Origin of the sequence: Sphingomonas bisphenolicum (genome assembly GCF_024349785.1) — a bacterium.
Lineage (GTDB): Bacteria > Pseudomonadota > Alphaproteobacteria > Sphingomonadales > Sphingomonadaceae > Sphingobium > Sphingobium bisphenolicum.
Window position 1 is genome coordinate 121,701 of the sequence record NZ_AP018817.1, and the last position, 13,720, is coordinate 135,420.

The 13,720-nt window shown below is 64.6% G+C and carries 13 protein-coding genes; 10 read left to right on the forward strand and 3 right to left on the reverse strand.

Annotated elements, in window-relative coordinates:
* Positions 1 to 49 precede the first annotated feature (49 nt).
* From SBA_RS00635 to SBA_RS00650, 4 genes are all read left to right on the forward strand, one after another.
* Positions 50 to 1,267 carry a toxic anion resistance protein gene (locus tag SBA_RS00635; protein ID WP_261935544.1) on the forward strand — a complete coding sequence of 406 codons (1,218 nt, stop codon included), beginning with the start codon at positions 50 to 52 and terminating at the stop codon, positions 1,265 to 1,267.
* Between the two features lie 133 nt (positions 1,268 to 1,400).
* Positions 1,401 to 2,111 carry a hypothetical protein gene (locus SBA_RS00640; RefSeq protein ID WP_261935545.1) on the forward strand — a complete coding sequence of 237 codons (711 nt, stop codon included), beginning with the start codon at positions 1,401 to 1,403 and terminating at the stop codon, positions 2,109 to 2,111.
* 18 nt (positions 2,112 to 2,129) lie between these two features.
* Positions 2,130 to 2,282, forward strand: coding sequence for a hypothetical protein (locus SBA_RS00645; RefSeq protein ID WP_165363574.1), 153 nt, complete (start codon positions 2,130 to 2,132; stop codon positions 2,280 to 2,282).
* Between the two features lie 108 nt (positions 2,283 to 2,390).
* A complete protein-coding gene (locus SBA_RS00650; RefSeq protein ID WP_224550183.1) occupies positions 2,391 to 2,660 on the forward strand; it encodes a hypothetical protein in 270 nt (89 codons plus the stop codon).
* Between the two features lie 223 nt (positions 2,661 to 2,883).
* Here SBA_RS00650 and SBA_RS00655 read toward each other — a convergent pair whose 3' ends face one another.
* Positions 2,884 to 3,741 carry an SMP-30/gluconolactonase/LRE family protein gene (locus SBA_RS00655; RefSeq protein WP_261935546.1) on the reverse strand — a complete coding sequence of 286 codons (858 nt, stop codon included), beginning with the start codon at positions 3,739 to 3,741 and terminating at the stop codon, positions 2,884 to 2,886.
* Entirely contained in the window at positions 3,741 to 4,901 is a 1,161-nt protein-coding gene (locus SBA_RS00660) for an aldose epimerase family protein (RefSeq protein ID WP_261935547.1), read from the reverse strand. The genes SBA_RS00655 and SBA_RS00660 overlap by 1 nt, the downstream gene beginning before the upstream one ends.
* A 122-nt stretch (positions 4,902 to 5,023) precedes the next feature.
* Here SBA_RS00660 and SBA_RS00665 point away from each other — a divergent pair, with 122 nt between their 5' ends.
* Entirely contained in the window at positions 5,024 to 6,334 is a 1,311-nt protein-coding gene (locus tag SBA_RS00665) for a sugar MFS transporter (protein ID WP_224550180.1), read from the forward strand.
* A gap of 85 nt (positions 6,335 to 6,419) precedes the next feature.
* Here the strand turns inward: SBA_RS00665 and SBA_RS00670 are convergent, their stop codons facing one another.
* Complete coding sequence (locus tag SBA_RS00670; RefSeq protein WP_066605882.1) at positions 6,420 to 7,184, reverse strand: FadR/GntR family transcriptional regulator; 765 nt, start codon at positions 7,182 to 7,184, stop codon at positions 6,420 to 6,422.
* 203 nt (positions 7,185 to 7,387) lie between these two features.
* On the opposite strand from SBA_RS00670, the gene araD1 reads away from it, so the two are divergent.
* From araD1 to SBA_RS00695, 5 genes are all read left to right on the forward strand, one after another.
* Entirely contained in the window at positions 7,388 to 8,380 is a 993-nt protein-coding gene (gene araD1, locus SBA_RS00675) for an AraD1 family protein (protein WP_261935548.1), read from the forward strand.
* Between the two features lie 10 nt (positions 8,381 to 8,390).
* A complete protein-coding gene (locus tag SBA_RS00680) occupies positions 8,391 to 9,317 on the forward strand; it encodes a Gfo/Idh/MocA family protein (protein WP_066605888.1) in 927 nt (308 codons plus the stop codon).
* A 21-nt stretch (positions 9,318 to 9,338) separates the two neighbouring features.
* Positions 9,339 to 10,907, forward strand: coding sequence for an alpha-N-arabinofuranosidase (locus tag SBA_RS00685; protein ID WP_261935549.1), 1,569 nt, complete (start codon positions 9,339 to 9,341; stop codon positions 10,905 to 10,907).
* A gap of 77 nt (positions 10,908 to 10,984) precedes the next feature.
* Entirely contained in the window at positions 10,985 to 12,016 is a 1,032-nt protein-coding gene (locus SBA_RS00690) for an arabinan endo-1,5-alpha-L-arabinosidase (RefSeq protein ID WP_261935550.1), read from the forward strand.
* A 36-nt stretch (positions 12,017 to 12,052) separates the two neighbouring features.
* Positions 12,053 to 13,480 carry a glycoside hydrolase family 43 protein gene (locus SBA_RS00695; protein ID WP_261935551.1) on the forward strand — a complete coding sequence of 476 codons (1,428 nt, stop codon included), beginning with the start codon at positions 12,053 to 12,055 and terminating at the stop codon, positions 13,478 to 13,480.
* The last annotated feature ends 240 nt before the right edge of the window (positions 13,481 to 13,720 follow it).

Genomic DNA, 13,720 nt, shown 5'->3' on the forward strand with positions numbered 1-13,720 from the left:
ATTATCACCATATGACACGGGAAAGCCGCTTATGGCGACTGGAGACGATATGGCCACCACTGCGCCCACGACGACCGCGACTGCCGACGCCCTCAACCTGACGCCGCCCGATCCGGTGCCGGTGGTCGCGCCCGAAAAGGCGTCCGGCCTCGTACCCATCGAGGATGAGAAAAAGTCCAAGCTGGACGAGAAGGTCGACGCCTTCGTTGCGGACCTCGTTGCGCAGGACGCCAATTCGCCCGAATTCGGCGCGCGGGTCGACCAGTTGACCAATATGGGGCGCAAGGAGATTGCCGAGGCCGCGGGCCACTCCAACCGCTTCCTCGATCGCCCGGTGCGGGCGATGGACAGCGATACGAAGGTCGGCGCGGATCTGGCCGAACTGCGCCGCACGGTGGAAGACCTTGATCCGGGCAAGCGCGGCAATCTGCTCGTGCCCAAGAAGCTGTTCGGCATCATCCCGTTCGGCAACAAGATGCGCGACTATTTCGACGGCTATAAGAGCGCGCAGGGTCATATCAATTCGATCCTGGGGTCGCTGGCCAGCGGCAAGGATGTTCTCATCAAGGACAATGCCGCGATCGATGTCGAACGCCAGAATATGTGGCAGACCATGGGCCGGTTGGAACAGATGATCCATATCAGCAAGACCATGGACGCCCGCCTCGAATCCAAGGCGCTCGAACTGGATTCGACCGACCCGACCAAGGCCAAGGCGATCCGCGAAAGCGCGCTGTTCTACATCCGCCAGCGTACGCAGGATCTGCTGACGCAGATGGCGGTGACGGTGCAGGGCTATCTGGCGCTGGATCTGGTCAAGAAGAACAATGTCGAACTGGTCAAGGGCGTCGATCGCGCCAGCACGACCACGGTCGCGGCACTGCGCACGGCGGTCACGGTCGCGCAGGCGCTGGCCGGGCAGCGGCTGGTGCTGGAGCAGATCAGCGCGCTCAACACCACCACCGCCAACATGATCGATCGCACCGGCGAATTGCTCAAAAGCCAGACGGCGCAGATTCACGAGCAGGCCGCCAGCAGCACGATTCCGATCGAGACGCTCCAGCGCGCCTTCCAGAATATCTACGACACGATGGACAATATCGACGCCTTCAAGCTGAAGGCGCTGGAGAATATGAAGACGACGGTGAATACATTGTCGGGCGAAGTGGAAAAGTCCAAGGGCTATATCGCGCGGGCCGAGGGGCAGGCGCAGGCCGCCAAGGAAGTCCGCGCCGACAATCCGCTGCTGAGCGCGATCGAGGGGTGAACGCAATGCTTCCCCTATGTCCGTTCGGGCTGAGCTTGTCGAAGCCCTCTGCCGAGCGGAGCGAGGCGCCTTCGCTACGCTCAGGCGAGCCCTTCGACTTCGCTCAGGGCGAACGTATTTCGGAGGAAGCCCAGTGAGCCGATCCGACCGCGTGCTGGCCGATGCCGAAGCGGTGCTACGCCGCCATAGCGCGCGCGGGCAGAGCCTGTCCGCGCGCGCGCGGCAGCGGCGCAATGCCGGGCTGATCCGCAAGGTCAAATATGCCTTCTGGGCGGTGCTGGCGATCCTGCTGGCCAGCGCGGTGGCGGGCTTCGTCCTGCCGCTGGGCACCACCGGCGTCATGATCGCGCTGGGCGTGATGATCGCCGCGCTGCTGCTGATCGCGCTGGCGCCGACGGAAAGTCGGGTGAAGACGGAGGCGCTTGCCGCAACCCAACTTACCGCCCTGCCGCTCAAGACCGAAATCTGGCTGGAAAACCAGCGCAAGGCGCTGCCCGCCCCGGCAATCACCCTGGTCGACAGCATCGGCGTCAAGCTGGAAATCCTCGCCCCGCAACTGGAGCGGCTGGGCGAACAGGAACCGGCGGCGCAGGAAATCCGCAAACTACTGGCCGATCATCTGCCCGAACTGGTCACGGGCTATCAGTCGATCCCGCAGCCGCTGCGCCGCGAGGAGCGCAATGGCCGCGTGCCCGAGAAGCAACTGATCGACGGCCTGTCCGTGATCGACGCGGAAATCGGCCGGATGAGCGAGACGCTGGCCAGCGGCGACCTCGACAAACTGGCGACCCAGAACCGTTTTCTCGAACTGAAATATCAGGAAGCCAAGGAACTCGGCCAGTAGCGCCGTCTTGTTCCTGACATGATCCATCTCACCCTTATCATCGTCGATTTCCTGACGGGCCTGCTTGCGGCCGGCGCATGGGCGCTGGCGTCCGCCGGCGGCGCGATCGCGGCGGTGGTGGGCGGCGGTGTGCTGGGCGTGTCGCTGTTCCGGCGCTGGCGGCGGAAATAGCAGCCTATTCCTACGCTATTTCAACGCCGCGCGGCTTTTCTCGCTCTCGAAACCCTCTACGCCGACCGATAGATAGAGCGCCTCCCCGATGATGGAGGCGCAGGAATCATGGTCGATTGGCATCCCCGCCCCGCCGCGCAGATCGGCCTGCGGTTGCTGGGCCTCGCGCTGATCGCCAGCCTTGCGTTGCAGGGCGCGGCACTGCGCGCGCTTATCCGGCAATCCGATCTTGTCACGCCGGTGCAATTGCTGCTGGCCGCCACCTGCTTCGCCAGCGCAAGCCTGGGCGCGGCATTGCTGCTGCTGGGGCCGGACCTGTGGAAGCCGGTCGCGATCTCGCCGCGATGGCATGGTCACGCGGCCGATGCGCGAAAATAGAAGCGATGGGGAAAAATCGCCCCGGACGGCCGAAGATGCGTGCAGTTCATCAGAGGGCCGTCCGGGATCGCAACATCGTCCGACTTTGGAGAGGTCATGACAACGTTGTCCCGACGCTCTAGTGGATTCGCGCAAGCGACGCAACCAGCTTTGATCGGTAAAAATGGAAAGGGCGCGGCCATGCTGCGACGACCGCGCCGCGGCAGGCGTCATTGCTCGGAGATCAGCCCGCGTACAGGTTGGTCGGCAGGCCGCGCACGCCGCTCTCCACCTCGAAGAAACCGCCATCATATTCGGTCGGATCATCGAGGCCCACCGTCGCCGAACTGACGAACATGCGATCGAGATTCGGCCCTGCGAAGGTGATGTTGGTCACCTGCCGCGCCGGCATTTCAATGATGCGGTCCAGCCTGCCTTCGGGCGTGAATCGGCTGATCCGGCTGCCACCCCAATGGGCGACCCAGATATGACCGTCCGCATCCACGGTCATGCCGTCGGGATAGCCATCCTCCTCGCCAAACCGGATGAACGGCTCCCGCCCGGTCGCGCCATCCTCGGTCCGGCGGAAGCGGTACATCTGCTTTTTCGCAGTATCGCTGTGATAGAGCCACTGGCCGCAAGGCGAGAAACAGGGACCGTTGGGCACGCGATAGTCGCTGTCCACCACGGTCCAGCTACGATCGGGCGCGAGGCGATAGAGCGCGCCGCGGTCATGCTCTTCGGCCATGTCCATCGTGCCGCACCAGATGGCGCCCTGTCCATCCGCCTTGCCATCGTTCATCCGGTTGCCGGGGAAATGCGGCTCCGGATCGCCGAAGGGGGTGATGGTCAGGGGATCGAGGCTGATGTCGGCAAAACCGCTCTGAAAGCCGCCGATGAAGCCGCCCGCCCCGCGCTCCGCCACCCAGCCCAGCGGCTCGGGCATGGCGAAGCGTTCGACCGCCCCGCTCTCCAGTGACAGCCGGTTGAGCGCGGGGGCAAGGATATCGACCCAGTAGACCGCGTTGCCGCGCGCCGACCAGAGCGTCCCCTCCCCCAGCGTGTCCGCGACGCCGCGGTCGATCAGCCGCCATTCCGGCATCAGCGGGCCACCGACAGGCGATAGACCATTTCATGATGGTAGGGCTTGCCGGGATCGACGCGGGCCGAAATGAAGTTCGGCTTGTTGGGCGCGTCAGGGAATTTCTGCGGCTCCAGCGCGATGCCGTCGCCCATGCGATAGACATGGCTGCCCTTGCCGATGAAGGTGCCGTCGAGGAAATTGCCGGTATAGAATTGCACGCCCGGTTCGGTCGTCAGCACTTCCAGCACGCGGCCCGACACCGGATCTTCCAGCCGCGCGGCCAGTTCCGGCGTCCTGGTCGCGCCCTTGTCCAGCGCCCAATTATGGTCATAGCCACGGCCGGCGATGACCTGCGCATCGCGGCCATCGCGCAGCCCGTCCGCCACGCGGCGAGCGCTGCGGAAATCGAACACGCCGCCCTCGACCGGCTTCAGCTCGCCGGTGGGGATGAGGTTCGCGTCGACCGGCGTATAGGCCTTGGCCGGGATCGTCAGCATATGGCCCATCGCGCCGTCAGGCGAGCCTTCGCCCTGCAAATTGAAAATGGCGTGGTTGGTCATGTTGACGATGGTCGGCTTGTCGGTCTTCGCGTCGAAAACGATGCCGAGGTTGCCGCTTTCGTCCAGCGTATAAGTGACGGTCACGTCCAGCTTGCCGGGATAGCCCGAATCGCCGTCCGGGCTGGTCAGCCCCAGCACCAGGCTCGCCTTGGGGCCGCTCTTCAGGGACATGACCTTCCACACCTGCTTGTCGAAGCCCTTGCCGCCGCCGTGCAGCGTGTTGACCTTGTCATTGAGCGGCAACTGATAGGGTTTGCCGTCGAGGCTGAATTGGCCGCCCGCGATCCGATTGGCATAGCGGCCCACCGTCACCCCGAAATAATTGGGGAAGTCGACATAGGATTTGAGGTCATCGTAGCCGAGCAGCACGTCGGCGACTTTGCCGTCCTTGCCGGGGCCGGACAGCGACTGGAGCGTCGCGCCATAGGTCAGGACAGTGGCAGAGACGCCCGCGCCATTCTTCAGCGTGATCGCTTCGACCGCCGCGCCGTTGGCGGTGCCGGCCGGCGCGCGGCTGGCGTCGGCGGCGAGTGCCGTGCCGCTTGCGAGCGTGAGCGCCAGCGCATACAGACCGACAGCGGGTGACAACGCTGTTTTCAAATCGACGACCTTTCGCATGGACTTCCTCCCAGTAGCTGCGCCCATTGACGGGCGGTTGAGGGAGATATACTCCGACAAAATAAGCGGGCGCAACCCTTGATCGGGCGGCCCGCTGCTGGAACTGCAGTGGAGAAGGATGAATGGCAGGACCGATCTCATCAGGCGCGGGCGTAACCGCGACGCACAATCCCGGCACGCGCTACGGCCCGGCGCTGGCGTTGCTGGCCAGCCTCTTCTTCATGTGGGGCTTCATTACCGTCATCAACAACACGCTGCTGCCGCATCTGCGCAGCGTGTTCGAGCTGAGCTACACCCAGACGACCTTGATCGAATCGGTCTGGTTCATCGCTTATTTCGTGGCGTCGATCCCATCGGCCAAGCTGATCGAACGGGTCGGTTACCAGAAGTCGCTGGTCATCGGCCTGCTCATCATGGCGGCCGGCGCGCTGGGCATGACCGTCGCGGCGTCGATCCCCTCCTATGGCGTGACTTTGGTCATGCTGTTCGTGATCGCCAGCGGGATCACCCTGCTGCAGGTCGCGGCCAACCCCTATGTCGCGATCGTCGGCAAGCCCGAAACCGCCTCGTCGCGGCTCAATCTGGTGCAGGCGATGAACTCGGCCGGCACGATGCTGGCGCCGCTGTTCGGCGCCTATCTGATCCTGGGCCGGTCCAAGGGCGGCACGGCGCAGGGCGATGTCGTCCTGACCCAGGCCGAACGGCTGGCCGACGCCCAGTCCGTGATCCTGCCCTATGTGATCGTCGCGGCCGTGCTGGCGGTGCTGGCCATCGTCATCGCCCGCTTTCCCTTGCCCGCCATGGGCAATGCGACACAGCGCCACAACAAGGAAGAGCGCAAGAAGCATTCACTCTGGAACCACCGCAACCTGGTGTTCGGCATCCCGGCGATCTTCATCTATCTGATCGCCGAAATCGGCGTCGCCAACCTGTTCGTCAACTTCGTCAGCCAGCCCGACATCGCCAACCTGACCCATGAGCAGGCGGGCCGTTATCTCACCTTCCTGTGGGGCGGCATGATGGTGGGCCGGTTCGCGGGTTCCGCGATCATGCAGAAGTTCGACGCGGGCCATGTCCTCGCCGCCTTCTCGGTCGGCGCCTTCGTCGTGATGCTGGTCACCGTCTTCACCACCGGCCCGGTCGCCATGTGGTCGCTGATCCTGGTCGGCCTGTTCCATTCGATCATGTTCCCGACCATCTTCACGCTCGGCATCAAGGGACTCGGCCCGCTGACCGAAGAAGGTTCGGGCCTGCTCATCATGGCGATCGCCGGCGGCGCGCTGGTGGTGGTGCAGGGTTGGCTGGCGGATCATTACGGCCTGCAGACCAGCTTTCTGCTCACCGCGATCTGCGAGCTCTACATCCTCTTCTATGCGCTGTGGGGATCGAAGACGACCAATGCGCTGCCGGACCAACAGGTCGCGGCGGAATAAGGCCAAGGGCAAGCCCTTCGGACGGCAAAAAAGGCCGGAGCGGCATATCCGCTCCGGCCTTTTTATTTAGGCAAACCTCTTTTTTTCAGCGCTCCATCGCGCTCGCCGTATCCTCCAGCGCCAGATCGACCAGCACCCCCATCGCCTCCGCCGCGGCCGCGGGATCGCCCGCGGCGATCGCGTCATAGACGCGGACATGGTCGGGAATCGGGTTACGCGGCAAAGCGCGGGCGCGCTGCTTATATTGCGTCGTCCAATTCACCGCCGCGCCGATGCTGGCGGTCAGCACCAGCAGCGCGTCGTTGCGCGTTGCGTGCAGGATCGCATTGTGGAAATCGCGGTCAGCCGCCCGCCCCGCCTCGGTCGCCAGCGTGTGGCGGCGCATCGCGGCAAGCGCGTCCTTCATGATCCGCAGATCCTCCTTGTCACGGCGCTGCGCCGCCAGCCGCGCGGCGGCCGGCTCGACGATGGCGCGCAGTTCGAACAGGTCGCGCACGAACTGGATGTCCGGCTCGCCGGCAAAGGCCCAGGCCAGCACTTCGGGGTCGAGCAGGTTCCAGCGGTTGCGCGGCAGGACACGGGTGCCCGCCTTGGGCCGGCTTTCGACCAGCCCCTTGGCGGTCAGCACCTGAATCGCTTCGCGATAGGCGCTGCGCGACACTTCCAGTTCCTCGGCGAAGGCAACTTCGCCCGACAGCACGTCGCCCGGCTGATATTGGCCGGACAAGATCGCCATGCCCAGCTTGTGCGCGATCGCGCCGTGCAGCCGCCGTCCCGGACCCCGAACCGCCTTGGCTCCGCCGCCATTTTCCGTCTCATCACTGTGCAAAGACGGATTTTCCTTCACCATTTCCGCTCCTCTCGCCTTTCCCCAATCAGGCACATCCGTCCCTATAATACAAGCATTGCCATTACCATCATCCTGTAATATGTCGGAGTAATTATTAGATTCACCGCCGCCGCCTCGTTCGACAGGACGATGTTCAGGCGCGCGGCAAGAGGCTTGTGATTTGGATTGAGCGCCGTTTCCAGGCGCGCGGGAGGAGAGTTTTCATGACATTGCGCCTGTTGCAGCATCGTTCGGACAATGGCGAGCGGACGGTCATCGCCGCGCAGGGCGACGCTGCTTATGTCGTGCCGGGCTTTGCCACGATCCGCGCGCTGGCGCTCCATGCGATCGCGCAGAAGATCAGCCTCGCCGCCGCGGTCGAGGCTGCCGGCCGGGGTGCCGCCGTCGATATCGCCGCCGAATTCGAAGCGAACCGCCTGCTCGCCCCCATCGATCATGACGATGGTGCGCATGTGCAACTGACCGGCACCGGCCTCACCCATCTCGGTTCCGCCGAAGGCCGCGACAAGATGCACCGCGAAGCCGCCGCCGCCGAAAAGCAGACCGATTCGATGCGCATGTTCCTGGAAGGCCTGGAAGGCGGCAAGCCCGCCCCCGGCGTCGCGGGCCAGCAGCCCGAATGGTTCTACAAGGGCGACGGGTCGCAGCTCGTTGGTCCTACCGATCCGCTGGTCATGCCCGCCTTCGCCCAGGATGGCGGCGAGGAGCCGGAAATCGCCGGCGTCTACATCATCGGCGAAGACGGCACCCCCTATCGCCTCGGCCTCGCGCTCGCCAACGAGTTCAGCGACCATGTGACCGAGCGTCATAACTATCTGTGGCTCGCCCACTCCAAGCTGCGCCAGGCCGCGCTCGGCCCGGAACTGCTGGTCGGCACCCCGCCGGACCATATCGAAGGGTCGAGCCGCATCCTGCGCGATGGCGAAGTGATCTGGGAAAAGCCGTTCCTGTCGGGCGAAGGCAATATGTCGCACAGTTTCGCCAATCTGGAACATCATCATTTCAAATATGACCTGTTCCGCCGCGCGGGCGATGTGCATGTCCATTTCTTCGGCACGGCGACCCTGTCGTTCAGCGACGGCATCGTACCGCAGGAAGGCGATGTGTTCGAAATCCTCGCTGCCCCCTTCACCCTGCCGGTGCGCAACCCGCTGAAGCGCGCCGCGCCCGTTCAGGTCGCCGTCCAGCAGCTCTGAACCCATCGACATGGACCCGATCCGTATCGCGATCGTGGGCATAGGCAAGATCGCGCGCGATCAGCATGTGCCCGCGATCCGGGGCAACAGCGCCTTCAGCCTGGCCGCCACCGTCAGCCCGCACGACGCGGGCCTCGATGGCGTGCCGCATCATGCCAGCCTGGACGATCTGCTGGCGCAGGGGCCGGCGGTGGACGCGATCGCGCTCTGTACGCCGCCCCAGGTCCGCTACGATCTGGCGACGCAGGCGCTGACGAAGGGCGTCCACCTCTTCCTGGAAAAGCCGCCCGGCGCGACTCTGGCAGAGGTGGAGGCGCTCAAGGTCCAGGCCGACAAGGTCGGCGTCAGCCTGTTCGCCGCCTGGCACAGCCGCTTCGCCGCCGGGGTCGCCCCGGCACGCGCCTGGCTGGCCGAGCGCAAGATCGAGAAGGTATCGATCGTCTGGCGCGAGGATGTCCGCGTCTGGCATCCGGGCCAGGCCTGGATCTGGCAGCCCGGCGGCCTCGGCGTCTTCGATCCCGGCATCAACGCGCTATCGATCGTCACCCATATCTTGCCGCGTCCCTTCTTCCTGAAGGACGCGACGCTGGTGCTGCCGGAAAATCGCGCCGCGCCGATCGCCGCGGACCTCAGCTTTCGCGATACCGCGGGCGCGGCGATCCATATGGATCTCGACTGGCGTCAGACCGGCCCGCAAAGCTGGGACATCGTCGTAGACACCGACGCGGGTGCGCTCAAACTCGCCCATGGCGGTGCGGTACTGACCCTGCCCAGCGGCACCGAACATGGCGAGGATGTCGAATATGCCGGCCTCTACGCCCGTTTCGCCACGCTGATCCGGGGCGGCCGGTCGGATGTCGACACCAGCCCGCTGCGGCTGGTCGCCGACGCCTTCCTGCGCGGCACCCGCCAGACCACGCAAGCATTTCACGACTGATATCAACAGGAGAGGACGGACATGACAAAGACCCTGCGCCGCACCGCCAGCGCGCTGCTGTTCTGCGCCAGCGCCTTGGTTTGGCAGCCCGCCAGCGCCGACACCGGCGGCAAGCCCACGACCGCTACGATCGACGCCGCCAAGCCCGGCCCGGTCTATGACAGGCGCATCTTCACCCAGTTCGCCGAACATCTGGGCAACGGCATCTATGGCGGCCTGTGGGTCGGCAACGACAAGTCGATCCCCAACACCAACGGTTTCCGCAACGACGTGATTGCGGCGCTTAAGAATCTATCGGTTCCCGTCGTGCGCTGGCCCGGCGGCTGCTTCGCCGACGAATATCATTGGCGTGAAGGCATTGGCGGCAAAGCCAAGCGCCCGGTCAAGATCAACACCCATTGGGGCGGCGTGACCGAACCCAACACCGTGGGCACCCATGAATTTTTCGAACTGATCCGTCAGATCGGCGCGGAAGCCTATGTCGCGGGCAATGTCGGCAACGGCACGCCGCAGGAAATGGCCGAATGGGTCGAATATATGACCTCGCCCGCCGGCACGCTGGCCGACGAACGCGCCAGGAACGGCCATAAGGAACCCTGGGCCGTGCCCTATTTCGGCGTAGGCAACGAACTGTGGGGCTGCGGCGGCAACATGCGCGCCGAATATGCCGCCGACGTCACGCGTCGCTACGCCACCTTCATCAAGGCGCCGAGCGGCACCAAGATATTGAAGATCGCGGCGGGCGCCAATGTCGACGATTACAACTGGACCGAAGTGATGATGCGGGAAGCCGGCGCGCAGCTCGATGGCGTTTCGCTCCATTATTACACCCTGCCCCAGGGCGGCTGGCCGCCCAAGGCCGATCCGGTCAATTTCGACGAGACCCTCTGGGCCGACACCCTGTCCAAGGCCGTGCACATGGATGAACTGATCACCAAGCACACCGCCATCATGGACAAGTACGACCCCGCCAAGCGCATCTTCCTGGCGGTGGACGAATGGGGCACCTGGTATGCGCAGGACCCCGGCACCCATCCCGGCTTCCTGCGCCAGCAGAACACGATGCGCGACGCGCTAGTGGCGTCGATCCATCTGGATATCTTCGCGCGTCATGCCGATCGGGTGAAGATGAGCGCGATCGCGCAGATGGTGAACGTCCTCCAGGCGATGATCCTGACCGACGGCAAGAAGATGGTGCTGACCCCCACCTATCATGTCTTCGAAATGTACAAGCCGTGGCAGGACGCGACGGTGCTGCCGATCGGCATCGACACGCCCTGGTATAATAAAGACCAGTTCGTGATGCCGGCCGTCAGCGGCTCTGCGGTGCGTGGCAAGGATGGCAAGGTCCATGTCGGCCTGTCCAACCTCGATCCCAATCAGGCCAACACGGTCACGGTCAAGCTCGGCGGCCTGAATGCCGCCGGCGTCACCGGCCGTATCCTGACCGCCGGCGCAATGAACGCCCACAACACGTTCGATGCGCCCGAAACCGTCAAGCCCGTCGCCTTCACCGGCGCGCAGGTCAGCGGCGGCACGCTGACGGTGACGCTGCCGGCCAAATCAGTGGTGGTGCTGGAACTGCAATAACCTGTTTGGAGCGGGCGGCGGGTGGAATCATCGCCCGCTCCAATCCCCTGAATGCGATGATGAATGGAGAGGCCCGCATGAAGCGGCAGACGCTTGTGACATTGCTGGGCCTCGCCCTCCTGACCGGCCACATCTGCGCGCAAGCGGCGGCGCAGCCCGCCGCGCCCACGCTGGGCAGCCGCCTGACCGGCGACCTCGTGCCCACCCATGATCCGGTCATCGCCCGCGAAGGCGATATCTATCATGTGTTCAGCACCGGCCATGGCAAACGGCTGATCGAGACGCGCACCTCGCCGGACCTGATCCACTGGACCGCGGGCGATCCGATCTTCACCGCGCTGCCTGCCTGGGCGAAGGAAGCGATCCCCGGCAGCGACGGCATGTGGGCGCCCGACATTTCCTACGTCAACGGCCGCTATCGGCTCTATTATTCCGTCTCGACCTTCGGATCGAACCGCTCCGCCATCGGCCTCGCCACCAGCCCGACGCTGGACCCGAAGGCGAAAAATTACGGTTGGCGCGACGAGGGGCTGGTCGTCCTGTCCACCAAGGACGACGACTATAACGCCATCGATCCCAATTTCATCATCGACCGGGAGGGCCGCCACTGGCTGTCGCTCGGCAGCTTCTGGACCGGTATCAAGCTGTTCGCACTGGACCAGAAGACCGGCAAGCCCAGGGATGCGAAGGCCAAGCCGTTCAGCATCGCCCGCCGCCCTGCGCCAGCCGGCGGCCCTGCTCCGGTCGAAGCCCCCTTCATCGTCGACCATGGCGGCTATTACTGGCTGATGGTCAGCTACGACTATTGCTGCAAGGGCGCCAACAGCACCTATTATACCGTCATGGGCCGATCCAAGGATATCACCGGCCCCTATCTGGGCAAGGATGGCAGTCCTCTGATGGAAGGCGGCGGCACCATCTTCCTGCGTGCCGATCTGCAGGAACAGCAGCGATTCCGCGGTCCCGGCCATGCGGGCTGGCTCCACGACAAGGACGGCCAAGACTATGTCGTCTACCACGCCTATGACAAACAGGCGAACGGTGCCCCCACCCTGCGCATCGCCCCCGTCACTTGGGGCGCCGATGGCTGGCCGCAAGCCCACTATTAATCCATTAGTCCGACTAACACCTTCGGAGAGACACTGATGTCCCTAGCCCTATCCCGCCGCGGTTTCATCGGCACCGCCGCCGCCCTCTCCGCCGCGTCCGGCGTCGCCCGCGCCGCATCGACCCCGGCGACCGCGCCCGGCCCGATCAACCCGCTCGTCAAGCAGCGCGCCGACGCCCAGGTCTTCCGCCATGATGACGGCTATTATTATCTGACCGGTTCCGTGCCCGAATATGACCGGCTGGTGCTGCGCCGTTCCAGGACGATCGCGGGCCTGACCAGCGCGACCGAAGCCGTGCTGTGGCGCCATGAAGCCAGCGGCCCGCGCTCAGGCTTCATCTGGGCGCCCGAACTGCACCAGATCGACGGCCGGTGGATCATGTATTTCGCCGCCGGCCCCAGCGGTGGTGGCGACGATGTGTTCCGCATCCGCACCTATGCCGTCATCTGCGACGGCGCCGATCCGATGACCGGCAAGTGGAGCCTGCTGGGCGAACTGGAAACGCCCTGGGACAGCTTCAACCTCGATTCGACCAGCTTCGTCCACAAGGGCGTGCGCTATTTCGCCTGGGCGCAGCGCGAGCCGGGGATCGAAACGAACAGCAACCTTTATATCGCCAAGCTGGAATCCCCGCTGAAGCTGGGCAGTCAGGTCACCCGCCTGACCGTGCCGACGCTCGACTGGGAAATTCGCGGCTACAAGGTGGCCGAGGCCCCGGCCGTCCTGCACCGCAACGGCCGCCTGTTCATGACCTATTCGGCCAGCGCCACCGACGCCCGCTATTGCCTGGGCCTGCTGACGGCGGACGAGAATGCCGACCTGCTCGACGCCAGGAGCTGGACCAAATCGCCCCAGCCGGTCTTCGTCACCAACACGGCCACCAGCGTCTACGGCCCCGGCCATAACAGCTTCACCGTGGACGAGCAGGGCCGCGACGTCCTCGTCTATCATGGCCGCGACTATGCGGCGATCCAGGGCGACCCGCTGTTCAACCCGGACCGCCACACCCGCGTCCAGCGCCTCCATTACGCTGCCGACGGCACGCCCGATTTCGGCGTGCCGGTGGGCAATGGCCCGCTGCCCGAACGCTTCATTTCGTCCACCGACCCCACGCGCCTGATGGCGCATGACGGCGCGAAGCTTGTTGCGGGCAACCCCTCGCTGGCGCAGACCCAGTTCCGCCAGCTACCCGGCCGCGCTGGCGCCCGCAGCATCATGCTGTCCCCCATATTGATGCCGGACCATTATCTGTTCGCCGGCGAGGATGGATCGCTGACCCTGCAGCAGGACAGCAAGAGCGCCGATTTCGCCCTGCGCAGCCAGTTCGTCCGCTTCGACGAGAAGTCGCTGCACGCCGCGCGGTTCGTGTCGATCGCCGCACCGGGCAAGGCCATCGGCCTGTCCGCAGACCAGTTGGCGCTGGTGGCCAGTCGCGACCCCAGCGCCTGGTGGCACATCGACTGACCACATAAGTCTGACAATTCAATATCCCAAGGGCGTCCCGCGACACGCAGGGCGCCCTTTTTCCATGCGTGACCTTACGGAAATGCGCCGGAAAACCCAGCCATGCAGGCGTGCGGCAATAATATCACATCGCTGAAATTTCGCTGTAATGAACCGCAAAATTCCGCTTGCGATTCATTTGTCGGAGCAATAATTAGTCCGAGTAATTCACGCATGGCCCAAGCGCCAGCTCAAGGGGAG